Origin of the sequence: Buchnera aphidicola (Shivaphis celti), from assembly GCF_039349365.1 — a bacterium.
Classification (GTDB): Bacteria; Pseudomonadota; Gammaproteobacteria; order Enterobacterales; family Enterobacteriaceae; genus Buchnera_L; species Buchnera_L aphidicola_AL.
Genome location: NZ_CP134977.1, coordinates 228,450 through 244,331 on the forward strand (window position 1 = coordinate 228,450; position 15,882 = coordinate 244,331).

The 15,882-nt window shown below is 23.4% G+C and carries 14 protein-coding genes; 7 read left to right on the top strand and 7 right to left on the bottom strand.

Annotated elements, in window-relative coordinates:
• Nucleotides 1-91: 91 nt before the first annotated feature.
• The 4 genes from cmk to serS all read right to left on the bottom strand — a co-directional run bounded on the left by cmk (nt 92) and on the right by serS (nt 4,628).
• Nucleotides 92-766: a (d)CMP kinase gene (gene cmk / locus RJT40_RS01040; RefSeq protein WP_343182351.1), complete on the bottom strand. Its 675-nt coding sequence runs from the start codon at nt 764-766 to the stop codon at nt 92-94.
• 79 nt (nt 767-845) lie between these two features.
• On the bottom strand, nt 846-2,138 hold the full coding sequence (aroA, locus tag RJT40_RS01045; RefSeq protein ID WP_343182352.1) for a 3-phosphoshikimate 1-carboxyvinyltransferase: 1,293 nt from the start codon (nt 2,136-2,138) through the stop codon (nt 846-848).
• Between the two features lie 69 nt (nt 2,139-2,207).
• Nucleotides 2,208-3,293 (bottom strand): 3-phosphoserine/phosphohydroxythreonine transaminase, encoded by a 1,086-nt coding sequence (serC, locus tag RJT40_RS01050; RefSeq protein ID WP_343182353.1) that lies wholly within the window; start codon nt 3,291-3,293, stop codon nt 2,208-2,210.
• Between the two features lie 45 nt (nt 3,294-3,338).
• Nucleotides 3,339-4,628: a serine--tRNA ligase gene (serS, locus tag RJT40_RS01055; protein ID WP_343182354.1), complete on the bottom strand. Its 1,290-nt coding sequence runs from the start codon at nt 4,626-4,628 to the stop codon at nt 3,339-3,341.
• 150 nt (nt 4,629-4,778) lie between these two features.
• Between serS and trxB the strand changes: the two genes are divergently transcribed.
• Genes trxB through aspS form a run of 3 tightly spaced genes read left to right on the top strand, consistent with a single transcriptional unit; the run spans nt 4,779 to nt 7,748 of the window.
• On the top strand, nt 4,779-5,759 hold the full coding sequence (trxB, locus tag RJT40_RS01060; RefSeq protein ID WP_343182355.1) for a thioredoxin-disulfide reductase: 981 nt from the start codon (nt 4,779-4,781) through the stop codon (nt 5,757-5,759).
• A 26-nt stretch (nt 5,760-5,785) separates the two neighbouring features.
• Nucleotides 5,786-6,001 carry a translation initiation factor IF-1 gene (gene infA, locus RJT40_RS01065; RefSeq protein WP_343182356.1) on the top strand — a complete coding sequence of 72 codons (216 nt, stop codon included), beginning with the start codon at nt 5,786-5,788 and terminating at the stop codon, nt 5,999-6,001.
• 31 nt (nt 6,002-6,032) lie between these two features.
• Nucleotides 6,033-7,748, top strand: coding sequence for an aspartate--tRNA ligase (gene aspS, locus RJT40_RS01070; RefSeq protein ID WP_343182357.1), 1,716 nt, complete (start codon nt 6,033-6,035; stop codon nt 7,746-7,748).
• A gap of 73 nt (nt 7,749-7,821) precedes the next feature.
• On the opposite strand, the gene RJT40_RS01075 is transcribed toward aspS, so the two are convergent.
• From RJT40_RS01075 to pyk, 3 genes are all read right to left on the bottom strand, one after another.
• Nucleotides 7,822-8,619, bottom strand: coding sequence for an iron chelate uptake ABC transporter family permease subunit (locus tag RJT40_RS01075; RefSeq protein WP_343182358.1), 798 nt, complete (start codon nt 8,617-8,619; stop codon nt 7,822-7,824).
• A 21-nt stretch (nt 8,620-8,640) separates the two neighbouring features.
• The gene (znuC, locus tag RJT40_RS01080) at nt 8,641-9,357 is read right to left on the bottom strand and encodes a zinc ABC transporter ATP-binding protein ZnuC (RefSeq protein ID WP_343182359.1); all 717 of its coding nucleotides are present in this window, start codon (nt 9,355-9,357) and stop codon (nt 8,641-8,643) included.
• A 95-nt stretch (nt 9,358-9,452) separates the two neighbouring features.
• Nucleotides 9,453-10,898, bottom strand: coding sequence for a pyruvate kinase (pyk, locus tag RJT40_RS01085; protein ID WP_343182360.1), 1,446 nt, complete (start codon nt 10,896-10,898; stop codon nt 9,453-9,455).
• A 197-nt stretch (nt 10,899-11,095) separates the two neighbouring features.
• Between pyk and zwf the strand changes: the two genes are divergently transcribed.
• From zwf to tsaB, 4 genes are all read left to right on the top strand, one after another.
• Nucleotides 11,096-12,526, top strand: a complete 1,431-nt coding sequence (gene zwf, locus RJT40_RS01090; RefSeq protein ID WP_343182361.1) for a glucose-6-phosphate dehydrogenase — start codon at nt 11,096-11,098, stop codon at nt 12,524-12,526.
• Nucleotides 12,527-12,658: 132 nt separating this feature from the next.
• Nucleotides 12,659-13,537 carry a protease HtpX gene (gene htpX / locus RJT40_RS01095; protein ID WP_343182362.1) on the top strand — a complete coding sequence of 293 codons (879 nt, stop codon included), beginning with the start codon at nt 12,659-12,661 and terminating at the stop codon, nt 13,535-13,537.
• A 53-nt stretch (nt 13,538-13,590) separates the two neighbouring features.
• Nucleotides 13,591-15,159: a TerC family protein gene (locus tag RJT40_RS01100; RefSeq protein ID WP_343182363.1), complete on the top strand. Its 1,569-nt coding sequence runs from the start codon at nt 13,591-13,593 to the stop codon at nt 15,157-15,159.
• Between the two features lie 24 nt (nt 15,160-15,183).
• Nucleotides 15,184-15,864: a tRNA (adenosine(37)-N6)-threonylcarbamoyltransferase complex dimerization subunit type 1 TsaB gene (gene tsaB / locus RJT40_RS01105; RefSeq protein ID WP_343182364.1), complete on the top strand. Its 681-nt coding sequence runs from the start codon at nt 15,184-15,186 to the stop codon at nt 15,862-15,864.
• The last annotated feature ends 18 nt before the right edge of the window (nt 15,865-15,882 follow it).

A 15,882-nucleotide genomic window follows, 5' to 3' on the forward strand; every position in this document is an offset into this window, starting at 1 on the left:
ACAATAATTTAATTTAACATCTGTTTAACGTCATGTTAAACATAGTTAATAAAAGTTTCCTATAATCATCCTAATCATAGATAATAAATACTTATAAAAAAATTTTTTTTTTAATATAATGCATTGCAAAATTACAAGTTTCTTGAAAATTCATATTACTAGAATCTAGTATGATAGAATTTTTTGCTATTTTTAATGGGGCAAATTTTCGATTTTGATCACGATAGTCTCTTTTTTGCATTTGAAATAATAATTTTTCAAAACAAATATTAAAACCATTTTTTTTAAGTTCTTTTATTCTTCTATATACTCTTTCTTTCAAATTTGCATATAAAAAAAATTTTATAATAGCATGAGGAAAAACAATTGTTCCCATATCTCTTCCGTTTGCCACTAATCCTGGATTTTGTTTAAATAATCGTTGCTTGAACAATAAATAATCTCTAATATATTTAATAGTTGATAATTTAGAAGAAATATCTGTAACATTGGAAGATAAAATATCTTTTTTTGTAAAGCATTTTGTATGAAAAGAATGAATTTTTCCATTATGATAAATAAAATGGTTTTCTAGTGCATGCATCAAAGATATAACATTTTTTTTTGATATCATATATTTATTTTTTAAAAATAAACATGCAAGCACACGATAAATTATTCCAGATTCTAAATGAAACCAATTTAATTTTTGTGATATTGTTTTTGATAATGAACTTTTTCCAGATCCACTCGGTCCATCTATTGTAATAACATAAGATGATTGCATAAGATATAATACTCATATTCATATTTAATTAATATAAATTTATTATTAAATTCTTTGCTTTTTAAAATATTTTAATTAATTATTTTATATATGATATAGTACTGATTTTTTGAAATTCAGAAAAATAATTCGGAAAAGTTTTAGATACACATTGTGGATTTAAAATAGTAACATACTGTCCAGATAAAGCAATTAAAGAAAAACACATTGCCATTCTATGATCATTATAAGTTTCGATTTCTGCATGTAAAAATTTTTTAGGTGGAGTAATATTTATAAAATCTTTTCCAATTGATACATTTGCACCAATTTTTTTTAATTCTGCCGACATTGCTTCCAATCTATTTGTTTCTTTTACACGCCAATTATATATATTTTTAATTATTGTTCTGCCATTTGCAAATAATGCTAGCATGGCAATAGTCATCGCTGCATCTGGTATATGATTCGCATCTAATTCTATTCCTGTTAAAACATTTTTCATGCATTGTATAAAATTTTTTCCATATATGATTTTTGCGCCCATTTTTTCTAAAACACTTACAAATTGAATATCTCCTTGTATGCTATTTTTATCAATCCCTATAACACGAACCTGAGGACCTTTAATAGCAGCAGCAGCAAGAAAATATGTTGCTGAAGACGCATCTCCTTCAATGATATATTCTGTAGGAGATTGATATTTTTGATTTCCATTAATATAAAAATATTTATAATTCTTATGATATATTTTTATTCCAAATTGTTGCATAATTTTCAATGTCATATCAATATATGGCTTAGAAACTAGTTCTCCTTGAATAACAATTTTTGAATTTAATTGTGCTAGTGGCGCTGCTATTAATATAGAAGTTAAAAATTGACTAGATATGTTACCTTGAATCACAATATTTCCTCCAATAAAACCTCCTTTAATTTTTATAGGTAAATAATTTTCATTTTTTAAATATCTAAATTTACCTCCTCCCTGTTTTAAAGAATCAACTAAATTTTGTATAGGTCGTTCTTTCATTCTTTTATCACCGGTAATAATAACATTACTTTTTTGTAAAGATAAAATAGCAGTTAATGGTCTTACTGCAGTACCTGCATTTCCTAAAAATAAATATGTTTCAGGTGAAAAGTTAAATTTATTTCCTGATCCATATACAATACAAGTAGTACGATCAGTGAATTGATATCTAATACCAAGTGTTTTTAATGCTTGTAACATATGATTAACATCATCACTACTTAATAAGTTTTTTATACATATTGTTCCGTTTGATATTGCTGATATTAATAATACTCGATTTGAGATGCTTTTTGATCCTGGTAAATATATATTTCCATTGATCGAAGAAATTGGATTTAGAACTAATTTATTATACATAAAAAATACCTTATATTTAATATAAATGTCTTATATAAAATATAATTATATTATATATGAAAGATTAATTTAACCGAAATTTTTTTCAAATTCTTTCATAAATTTAATAAGTTTTTTTACTCCTGTTATAGGCATAGCATTATAAATAGATGCACGCAAACCTCCTAAAAATTTATGTCCTTTTAAAAATTTTAATCCTTGTTGTTCAGATTGTTTTATAAATATTTTATCTAATTTTGAATTAGATAAATGAAATGTTATATTCATATTAGATCGATTTTTTTTATGGATTTTATTGATATAAAAACTACTACTATCAATAGTTTTATATAATAAATTTGATTTTTTTATATTTAATTTTTCAAAATAAGATATTCCACCTAAATCTTTCATCCATTTTAAAACTAATGAAATAACATACCAAGAAAATGTTACTGGAGTGTTAAACATAGATTGATTTTCTAATATTTTTTTATAATCAAGTATTGATGGTAAATATGCATGATTTTTATTTAATATTTTTTTTTTAATAATTATAACAGTGATACCAGAAGGTCCAATATTTTTTTGAGCACTTGCATAAATTAAATCATATTTATTAACATCAATTTTTTTTGATAGTAAACAAGAAGAGAAATCTCCAACAATAATTTTATCTTCAAAAATTGGTTCTTCATGTATTGCAATACCTTCTATTGTTTCATTAGGACAATAATGTAGATAATCTGTACGATGATTTAATTCCCAATCTTTCATATTTAAAAGAGAGATTATTTCATTTTCTTGTTTAATATTAATACAATTAACAGAACAATATTTTTTCCCTTCAAGCATAGCCTGATAAGACCAATAACCACTATTAATATAATCCGCACAATTAAATTTTTTTATAATATTCATAGGAATTGCAGAAAATTGACCTCTTGCACCACCTGGACAAAATAATATTGCATATTCTTGTGAAATATTTAATAATTCTCTTAAATATTTTTCAGACTTTTGTATTATTGGATAAAAATCTTGACTTCGATGACTAATTTCAATAATTGATGATCCGATATTGTTCCAATTTAAAAAATTTTTTTGAATATCTCGTAAAACTATTTTTGGTAACATTGCAGGTCCAGCACTAAAATTATATATTATTTTTTTCATATTCATGTTATTAATTATATAGTAAAATTGTTATTTAGTTATTTTTTATGTAATGAATTTTATACCATTCATATATTTTTTACTTAAGATTTCTGGTATTTCTATTTTTCCATCATTACATTGATAATTTTCTAAAATAGCAGCTAATGTTCTACCAATTGCTAATCCAGAACCATTTATTGTATGTAAAAAATATTTTTTTTTCTTATTTTTTTGAAAATATTTTGCATTAATTCTACGTGTTTGAAAATCTGACATATTTGAACAAGAAGATATTTCTTTATAACAATTACAAGAAGGAAACCATACCTCTAAATCATATGTTTTTGTAGCAGCAAATCCCATATCTCCTGTACATAATAATAATTTTCTATATGGCAATTTTAATAATTTTAATATTTTTTCTGCATGCGAAGTAAGTTTTTCTAAATGCAACATAGAATCTTTAGGGTGAGTAATTTGGAAAAGTTCTACTTTATCAAATTGATGCATACGAATCAGCCCTTTCGTATCTTTCCCATAAGATAAACTTTCTGCTCTAAAACAAGGGGATTGAGCAACTAACATAATAGGAAGATCGTCTTCTTGAAGAATTGCGTTTCTAAATAAATTTGTTAATGGTACTTCCGCAGTGGGTATTAAAATATATTTTTTTTTTATATTATTTTTTGTAGATACGTAAAACAATTCTTTTTGAAATTTTGGTAGTTGTCCAGCACCATACATACTATCATTATTAACTAAATATGGAACATGTATTTCTTTATATCCATGTTGCATAGTATGTATATCTAGCATAAATTGTCCTAATGCACGATATAAAAGAGATAATTGATCTTTGATAATTACGAATCGAGCTCCAGACATATTACTAGCAGTAAACCAATCAAATCCATTTATTTTTTTTCCTAATGAAACGTGATCTAGTGCAGAAAAAGAATAATTTTTAATTTTACCCCAATACTTTATAATTTTATTATCATGATAAGAACGACCAATTGGTACATTTTTATCTGGTATGTTTGGCAACATGGAAAAAAATAAATTTATTTTTTTTTTTACTTTTTGAAATTCAATTTCTTGGTTTAATAAATTTTTTTTTATTTCTTTTACTTGCTTTTTTAAATTATCAACAGTCAATTGATTTTTTTTTTCTTTATAAATTAATTTAGATATTTTTTTATATTTAGATCTAAAATTTTCGACAATTAATTGTAAATTTTTTCTTTTTTTTTCAAGCAATTTTATTTTTTTAATATCTAAAAAAAATCCACGTTTTTTAAAAAGTATAGCAATATCTTCAATATTATTTCGTAATGAATATGGATCAATCATAATATATTATAATTTTAAACGAATAATATTACTATAACATAAAAATTTATTTATTGTATAATTATTATTTACTATTTTAATAATGATGATCATGGTAAAATATTTACACATGAAGAGATTGTTAAAAAATTTATTATAAAAAAGAAAAAAATGCATAAAAATAATGAAAATAAATTCCATAAATTAATAATTATTGGATCTGGACCAGCAGGATATACAGCAGCTATTTATGCAGCAAGAGCAAATTTACAACCTATATTAATTACTGGTTTACAAAAAGGAGGACAATTAATTAATACAAATCAAATTGAAAATTGGCCTGGAAGATTTAAAAAAACTACTGGAATAGAATTAATGAATGATATGGAAAAACATGTAAAAATATTAAATACAAAAATTGTTCACGATCAAGTAATAAAAGTAGATTTTTCTAATAAAATTTTAGTAGTTTTTTGCGAATTTCATAAATATTATAGTCATACTGTTATTATTGCCACTGGTTCCTCTCCTAAATATCTGAATTTAAAATCAGAAAAAAAATTTCTTGGTAAAGGAATATCAACTTGTGCAACTTGCGATGGTTTTTTTTATAAAAATCATGACGTAGCTGTTGTTGGAGGAGGAAATACAGCGATAGAAGAAGTATTATATTTGTCCAATATTGCTTCTCAAGTACATTTAATACATAGAAGAAAACAATTTACTGCAGAAAAAATTTTAATTGAAAAATTAAAAAATAAAATTAATTTAGGAAAAGTCGTTTTACACCTTGATTATGTTGTTAGTAATATCATAGGCAAAAAACTAGAAATAAATTCTATTGAGATTACTCATACTAAAAATTATACTGAAAATAAAAAAATAGTTTTTGTAAAAGCATTATTTATTGCTATTGGAAGCATGCCAAATACTAAGATATTCAAAAATATTTTAAATATGAAAAATGGATATATTCAAATTCAAAAGAAATACAATGGTTTTAATACACAAACAAATATACCAAATGTATTTGCTGCTGGAGATGTAACAGATAACATATATAAACAAGCTATTACTTCTGCAGGAAGTGGATGTATGGCGGCATTAGATGCAGAAAAATATTTAAATTCATTAAATATCATTAATATTTAACAATATATTTTAAGGATATAATTGTAATGAAAGAAAATAACATTGAAATGCAAGGAAATATAATAGATACCTTGCCAAATACTATGTTTAAAGTAGAATTAGAAAATGGTCATATTATAACAGCTCATATATCTGGAAAAATGAGAAAAAATTACATTAGAATTTTAACTGGTGATAAAGTAACAGTGGAATTAACTCCATACGATTTAACTAAAGGAAGAATTATTTTTCGTAGTCGATAAAATTTACTTTTAATACCAAGGTCAAAATTATATGCGAACAAAATATTGTAATCATATTAGCATCACTGACATTAATACAACTGTTATATTATGTGGATGGGTCAATCGAGTAAGAAATTTTGGTAATTTTATTTTTGTTGATTTACGCGACTGTTCAGGAATTATTCAAATATTTTTTCATTCTAAAAATTCATCTGTTTTTAAAAAAGCTATGCAACTAAAAAATGAATTTTGTATTCAAATTGTTGGTGTTGTACAATCTAGATCCAAAAAAAATGAAAATAAAAAATTAAATACTGGATTGTTAGAAATTGTAGCAAAAAAATTAAAAATTTTTAATGTATCAAAAAAACTACCAATAGATTTTAATAATATTTATGAAGATGTAATCAAGTTAAAATATCGATATTTGGATTTACGCTGTTTAAATATGTTGCAAAAATTTAAAATAAGACATGAAATTACTTATTATATTCATCAATATATGCATAAAAACAATTTTTTAAATATAGAAACACCGATTTTAACTAAATCAACTCCTTCAGGAGCAAAAGATTATTTAATCGAAAGTCGATTACATAAAAAAAAATATTATGCATTATCACAATCACCGCAACTATTTAAACAATTATTAATGATTGCAGGATTTGATCGATATTATCAAATTGTTAAATGTTTTCGAGATGAAGATTTACGTTCAGATCGACAACCAGAATTTACACAAGTTGATTTTGAAGTATCTTTTGTAAATGAAATCAAAATAATGGAAATTACAGAAAAATTAATTACAGAAATATGGAAAAATTTTTTAAATATTTCATTAAAAAAATTTTCAGTTTTATCATTTTCTGAATCAATAAAAAAATATGGTTCAGATAAACCTGATTTACGTAATCCTATGGAATTAATCGACTTACCTCATTCCTTTTTTAAATATTTTAATTATAATAATATTCAAAATTATGACATAAAGATTAGAACAACAACTTTATTAATTAAAAATGGTATTATCAAACTAAAGGATCATAACATTCAATCTTATAATCATATTATTCAAAAAAATAACGATATTTTATATATATATATATATATACAAGATATCTCTTTAAAAAAATATAAAATTATTAATATAAAAAATTTATTGAATGCAAAAACAATTAATGAAATTGTTCATCGAACAAATGCAAAAAATGGAGATATTATTCTTATAATATCAGGAGAATATAATACAATAAATAAATTATGTAATATTTTAAGAGAAAAAATAGGATATGATACAAATTTAATTCAAAAAATATGGAAACCAACATGGATTATAGATTTTCCGATGTTTAAAAAAAATAAAGATGGAAGTTTTTCAGCAATACATCATCCATTCACAGCTCCAAAAAATTGCAATATTACAGATTTAAAAAATAATCCAAGTTCTGTTTTATCAAATTCTTATGATTTAGTAATGAATGGGTACGAAATAGGAGGAGGTTCAGTAAGAATTCATGATGTTTTAATGCAAAAAACAATATTCGAAATATTAAATTTAACATATTCCAGTAATATGGATGCATTAAATTTTTTTATTAATGCATTAGAATACGGTACTCCTCCACATGCCGGCATTGCTTTAGGTTTAGATAGAATTATCATGTTATTAACAAATAGTACAAATATTAAAGATGTAATTGCATTTCCAAAAACAAATACTGCAACTTGTTTAATGTCTAATGCTCCTAATAAATTTATATATTAATTTAATATTACAGTTTTATAATAAAAAAAATGATAATTATCTTGTTTAATTATATATAATTTCTTAAATTTATTTATATTATTATACTGATAAAAAATAATATAGACTCTAAACATATAATTAATGGACTAATCGGAATATTGTAAAATATTGATATCATTATTCCTAATGTAATAAATGTGAAATTAATTATGATAGAAAAAAAAACCATCATTTCTGGTGATGAAGCAAATTTTTGTGTAATTGCAGGGGGAATAATTAATAATGCTGTTATTAACAATGCGCCAATTAATTTGGTTGATATAGCGATCAAAATTGCTGTCAATAACATCAAAATTAATCTCATTTTTAAAATATTAATTCCACTAATTTTGGCTATTTCTGCATTTATAATCATTCCAATCATATCATCCCAATAAATTATGATAATCAGTATTGTAATAATACTAATTGCTATAATGGAAAATAAATCACATACGTTTAATTTTAATAAATCTCCAAATAAATATTTTGTTAAATTTGACTGTTCGTTTTTCTTAATAATATGTAATATAATCATTCCTAATGATAACGATCCATATGTCATAACTGCAAAAATTGTATCTAAAGAAAGTGTTGAAAAATTTTCTATATATGCAATTAATATTGTTAAAAAAATTAAAAAAAATAATACCGTTAAAAATATATTTGTATGTAATAAAAATGATAAAGATAAACCCAACAAAGAAGCATGTGATAAAGTATTACCAAATGCAGACATTCTACGCCAAATCATAAAAGATCCTAACGGACCACATATCAAGGATAAAAATATTCCTGCTATCCATCCAAAAAAAATATTACTATGATAATTGAAAAAAAAATTTAACATAAATGTTATATATAAAATTGATTAAAAAATATGTATATGATCATGTTCGTGCTGATATATAGTTAATTCTTGTAATGCATGTGATCCAAACAAAGAGACAAATTCACAATTTTTCGTAATAGACATAGGGGTGCCAGAACAACAAATATGTTTATTTAAACAAATTACCTCGTCTGTTTTTTTCATCACCAAGTTTAAATCATGTGAAACAAGTAATATTGAACATTTTAATTCTTTTTTTAATTCATGAAGTAATTGATACAAAAAAATTTGTCCGCTAATATCTACTCCTTGTGTAGGTTCATCTAAAACTAACAGTCCAGGAGAACATGATAATGTTCTCGCTAATAATATTCTTTGTAATTCTCCTCCTGACAATGTTCCTATCGGTTGATTTATTAAATGTTGTGCTTTGACTCGATCTAAATTTTTCATAATCTCTATTTTATTTGTTTTATAAAACAATTGCATAAATCGATATACTGAAATTGGAAAATTTTCATTAAATTTAAACTTTTGAGGAACATATCCAATAACCAAATTGGGTTTACTGATAATTTTCCCCTGATATGGTTTTAGTAAACCAATTAATATTTTTACTAATGTTGATTTTCCAGCTCCGTTAGGACCAATAAGAGTGATAATTTTATTTTCCATCAGTGTAAAAGATACATTGGATAAAATTTCTTTTTTATTAATCTCAAAGGATAATTTTTTAATTTCAATAATTTTTTTCATAAAATATACATAAAAATATAGAACCAGATAAATTTTTTTTATCTATCTTGATATAAAATAAAATTAATATTATTGATTGTAATCATTAAATATATTTATTGTACTGTCAAAATTCTTTGCAAGTTAGTTTGACCTGCTTGACCCATAATATCTCCTTGTGTAATTACAATAATATCTCCAGATTTTAAAATATTTTTTTTTACGAGTAAAAAAATTGCATCATTTGCTACTTTTAATCCTTTATTTGGACTATTAAAATAAATAGGTATTACTCCTCTGTATAAGGAAACTAAGTTTAATACATTGGAATGTTTTGATAATGCAAAAATAGGTAATCCTGAACTAATTCTTGAAGTTAATAAGGCACTGTGACCAGATTCAGTTAATGTAATAATTGCACTAACACCAATTAAATGATTAGCAGCGTACATAGCAGACATTGTTACAGTTTCTTCAATATCATCAAATTTTACATTTAATCTGTGTTTAGATACATTAATACTAGGAATTTTTTCTGCACCTTTACATATATCAGACATATGTTGTACTGTTTCTGATGGATATTTTCCAGTAGCTGTTTCTGCAGATAACATAACTGCATCTGTTCCATCTAGTACTGCATTAGCAACATCCATAACTTCTGCTCTTGTTGGAACAGGGTTATTTACCATAGACTCCATCATTTGAGTTGCTGTAATTACCGTTCTGTTTAATGTACGAGCATATTTAATAAGTTTTTTTTGTACCCCAGCTAATTCTGAATCACCAATTTCAACTCCTAAATCTCCTCTTGCAACCATAATAGCATCCGCTTCTAAAATCATACGTTTCATAATATCTATATCAGAAACTACTTCTGCTCTTTCTATTTTTGCTATTATTTTTGCATTATTTCCTGCTGCATATGTTAATTCTCTAGCCATCATCAAATCTCGTGGATGTCTTGGAAATGAAACTGATAAATAATCTACTCCAATATTAGCAGCAATAATAATATCTTTTTTATCTTTTGATGTTAATGAACTTGCCGACAAACCTCCTCCAGATTTATTAATTCCTTTATTATTAGACAATTTACCTCCAATAACTACTTTCGTGATTACTTGTGTTAAATTAATATCAATTACTTTTAACTTGATTTTTCCATCATCCAATAATAAAATATCATTAATTTTTAAATCTAAAACTAATTGTTTATAGTCCACTCCAACTATTTTTTCATTTCCATATTTATTTTTAAAATCAATATCTAATGTAAAGATATTCCCTGGTATTAAAAAAATATAATTATTTTCAAAATTTGCGATTCGAATTTTTGGACCTTGTAAATCTCCTAAAATTGCTACATTATAACCAATTTTTTTCATTATTTGAAAAGCATGATATGCTCTGCTTTCATGTTCTTCTTGGGTTCCATGTGAAAAATTTAATCGTAAAACATTAGCTCCTGCTAATATTGATTTTTCAAGATTATCATTTTCATCTGTTGATGGACCTAATGTAATAACTATTTTTGTTCTTCTTGATCTTGTATCATTCATGTTTTTAACCGTTATGAAATATTTTATAAATATTAAAGTTTTAATTAAAAATATTTTATATAATTTTTAATTATATAAAATATTTTACAAAAAATATATATTAATTTATCAAATTAAACATATAAAATAATTTTTTAATATTTTAAAAAAAAATTGATAATATAATTAATAAGAATTATAAAAATATCGAGGATAACGTGAAAAAATTTTTTTTGCAACAATATGATTTAATATTATTTGGAGCAAAAGGAGATTTATCTGGTCGTAAATTAATACCAGCATTATATGAACTAGAAAAAAAATCATTACTTCATAAAAATACTCGTATTATTGGAGTAGGAAGAGCACATTGGAGTAATGAAAAATATATTGAATATACTTTTAATACATTAAAAAATTTTTGTATTAATCCTATTGACATGCAGATATGGAAAAAATTTCAATCTAAATTATTATTTTGTAATTTAGATGTAACAAATATTAGTCATTTTTATACATTAAAAAAAGTACTTATACAAAATAATAATACAAAAATATACTATTTTGCTGTTCCACCACATACTTTCGGAAATATCTGTAAGGGTATTGGAGAAATAAAATTACATTATTATCCTAATAGGATTGTTGTCGAAAAACCAATAGGAACATCATTTAAATCATCTCAAAAAATTAATAATCAATTAAATTTATATTTTCAAGAAAACCAAATTTTTAGAATTGATCATTATCTTGGGAAAGAAACTGTATTAAATTTACTTATTTTAAGGTTTTCTAATCCTATTTTCTATTATCAATGGAATCACAATTATATTAAATATATTAAAATTTTTGTTTCTGAAAAAATAGGAATTGAAGGACGATGGAAATATTTCAATAGTATTGGACAAACTAGAGATATGGTTCAAAACCACTTATTGCAAATTTTAAGCCTTCTTACTATGTCTATTCCTAAAAGTTTAGATGCAACAAATATTCAATCTGAAAAAATAAAACTACTAAAATCATTACGAAAAATAAATTTAAAAACTATTAATACAAATACTATTCGAGGGCAATATAATAGTGGTATTATTGATAATCAATGTGTGCCATCTTATACAAAAGAATTATTTTCAGAAATAAATAGTCAAACTGAAACTTTTGTCGCAATAAAAACATTTATAGATAACGAAACATGGAAAAATGTACCAATTTATTTAAAAACCGGGAAAAGAATGTTTGAAAAGACATCTAAAATTGTTATTTGTTTTAAACAATTGCCTTATAATTTATTTCAAAATTATAAACATCAAAACAAATTAATCATTCAACTACAACCAAACGAAGGAATTACTATACAATTTTTTAATAAAAATCCTGAAATTAGTTCTAAATATAATACTAAAAAATCAAATTTATATTTCAATTATTGTGATATTTTAAAAGAAAATATTCCCGATGCATATGAAAGACTGTTTTTAGAAATAATGAATAATGATCAATCTTTATTTATATCAAAAAAAGAAATTGAGATTTCATGGAAATGGATTGATTCCATTATCCAATCTTGGAAAATTAATAATACACCATTAATCCTGTATAAGTCTGGAATCAAAGATATTAAATTCAATGATGAATATGATGTATAATTTTCTTAAAATATTATATAATCATATAATGTAATCATATTCTCATGAAAAAATAAAACATTAAATATTTATTTATTATATAATAAAAATATATTATAATAAATCCATTGTAAATCATGAAGGTGTAATAAAATGATACGAGTAATTCTATTTTTACTCACGAATTTGTCTGTAATGTTTATGTTTGGAACAGTATTATTTTTGACAGGAATGGAATCTAACAGTATCAGGGCGTTAATGATTTTGTCTTCTATTGTTGGTTTTAGTGGGTCAATTACTTCATTATTATTATCTAAATGGTCTACATTACGATCTGTAAATGGGAAAATTATTAGCCACCCTAGAAATAAAACTGAAGCTTGGATTCTAGATGTTATACGATATCAAGCAAGTCAATTAGGTATTAAAACACCAGAAGTGGCAATTTATAAATCAAATTCAGTCAATGCATTTGCAAGTGGATACAGTCAAAATAGTTCTTTAATTGCTTTATCTACTGGTTTAATTGAAAGCATGAATAAAGAAAATCTCCAAGCAGTAATTTCTCATGAATTTAGTCATATTATGAATGGAGATATGGTAACGTTAGCATTAATACAAGGTATAATAAATACATTTGTTTTTTTTGTATCAAATTTTACTTCTAGAATGGTTATGCAAATGTTATATAAAAATAGACAATCAAATTATGTTCGTTCATATGGATTTTTAATAAATTATGTTGTTTCTATGATTTTACAAGCTGTTTTTGGTATGTTAGCTAGTTTAATTGTCATGTCTTTTTCAAGATATAGAGAATTTAGAGCCGATGCAGATGCTGCAAAACGTATTGGATGGAATAAAATGATTTCTTTATTAGTAAAATTTAAACAACTTACTGAACCGCAACCATCAGAAGATATTAAAACATATTGTATTCGCGGGCAATCTAAATCATTTTATAATTTATTTGCTTCACATCCTCCAGTACAGGATAGAATTGATGCATTGCATAAAAAATTATACATATAAATATTTAAAAAAATTAGTACAATATAAATAATATACTATTAACGGAGTATAAAATGTTTTTTTTGTTAAATCCAACAATGTGGGTTGGATTATTAACTTTAATTTTATTGGAAATTGTTTTAGGTATTGATAATGTAATTTTTATTGCTATATTAGCTGGAAAACTACCTCCTAAAGAAAGAGATAAAGCCCGACTAATTGGTTTAGGGCTATCTTTAACTATGCGATTAATTTTATTATTACTAATTTCTTGGATTATCACATTCACGAATCCTATTTTTAATAATAAATATTTTAATTTATCTGGAAATGATTTAATTTTATTATTTGGTGGATTATTTTTGTTATTTAAAACAACAATTGAATTACATGAAAAATTAGAAGGAAGATCAGAAAATCATCAAAATAATAAAAACTATTCTGGATTTTGGATTATTGTTCTACAAATTGTTGTATTAGATGTAATTTTTTCTTTAGATTCTGTTATTACAGCTGTAGGTATGGTAAACAAATTATTTATTATGATGTGTGCAGTAATAATATCTACTGTTTTAATGTTGATTGCTTCAAAACCATTAATTAATTTTATTAATTTACACAAAACAATTGTTGTGCTCTGTTTAAGCTTTTTATTAATTATTGGAATAAATTTAGTTGCTGAATCTTTTGGTTTATATATTCCTAAAGGGTATATATATTTTGCCATTGGGTTCTCAATATTAATAGAATTATTTAACCAAATTGCACTACATAATGTTATTAAATATGAATCTAAAAAACCAATGCGACAAAGAGTAACCGAGATTATATTTAGATTAATCGATAAAAAATACTATAAAAAAACAAATAAAATTGAAAAAAATTTACAAATCCATAATAATACCTTAAAACAAAATATATATTCTTATAAAGAAAATTTTCAAGATGAAGAAAAATACATGATTAATAGTGTTTTAACTTTATCAAGCCGTTCTATTCGTAGTATGATGACTCCACGAAGAAACATTTCTTGGATTAATACAAAACATAATATTTTACAGATCAAAAAAAAATTGTTAGAAACTCCACATAATTTATTCCCAGTATGTAAAGGAGAATTAGATGAAATAATTGGAGTTGTACAAGCTAAAGAATTACTAATATATTTAAGTAATAATGATCATAATCATGATATTACAAATTTTGCTTCTAAAAATCCACCAATTATAGTATTAGATACACTGGATACTATGAACTTAATTTCTATATTAAGACAAGCTAAAGGAAATTGTATTATTATTCACAACGAATTTGGTACAGTACAAGGATTAATTACACCATTAGACGTATTGGAAGCAATTGCAGGAGAATTTCCAGATGCTGATGAAACTCCAGAAATCACAATCGAAAAAAACAGTTGGTTGGTAAAGGGTAGTACGGATTTACATACTGTTTTTCAAACATTAAAAATTAAAGAGCTTTTAAATAAAAAAAAAAATTATTCTTCATTATCAGGTTTATTAATTGATCAACATGGAGAAATACCGAAAAATGGAGAAATAATCGATATATTTCCGTTACAATTTAATATTATTTCAGTAACAAAGTATCATATTGATCTTGTACGTATTACAAAAAAATAAATTTATGGAATGATTTTAATAAATATGAAAATAGAAAATAAAGTTAATACAACAATTTTATCTATCAATACTGCATTTTATGATACCTCTGTTGGATTATTTCATAATAACTGTTTTTTTGAAAATACCAAAATGAGTGATTATAATCATGAAAAAAATATCTTACAATTAATTAAAGATATTTTAAAAAAAAAAAATATTAAAATAAACGATTTAAATATTATATCTTTTGTGAATGGGCCAGGAAATTTTACAGGATTAAGAATTGGAGCAAATGTTGCCCAGGGATTATCAATACCATATAACATTCCAATTGTTGGTATTTCTACGTTTGATATTTTAGCTGATCAAATATGGGAAAAATATAAAATAAAAAAAATATCTATATATATTTATATTAATGATAAAAATTTATATTGTGCTGATTCTGATAGAATATATAATAAACGATATTATATTAAAAATTTAAAATTATCTAGTATAAAACAAATATGTGAAGAAAATAATACATTAAAAAAAAAAAAATATATTGCAATTTTTGGAAAAAATTTTTTAAAAAAAAATAAAAAACAATATTTATATACTATTGAAATTAAAAAAATTAACATGAAGAATTTAATTAACTTAACAAAAATAGATAAAAAAAATAAAAATAATTTATTAAATGACAATATTCAATTAAATTATTTAAATAATTTAAAATAATTTTATAAAATAATAAAA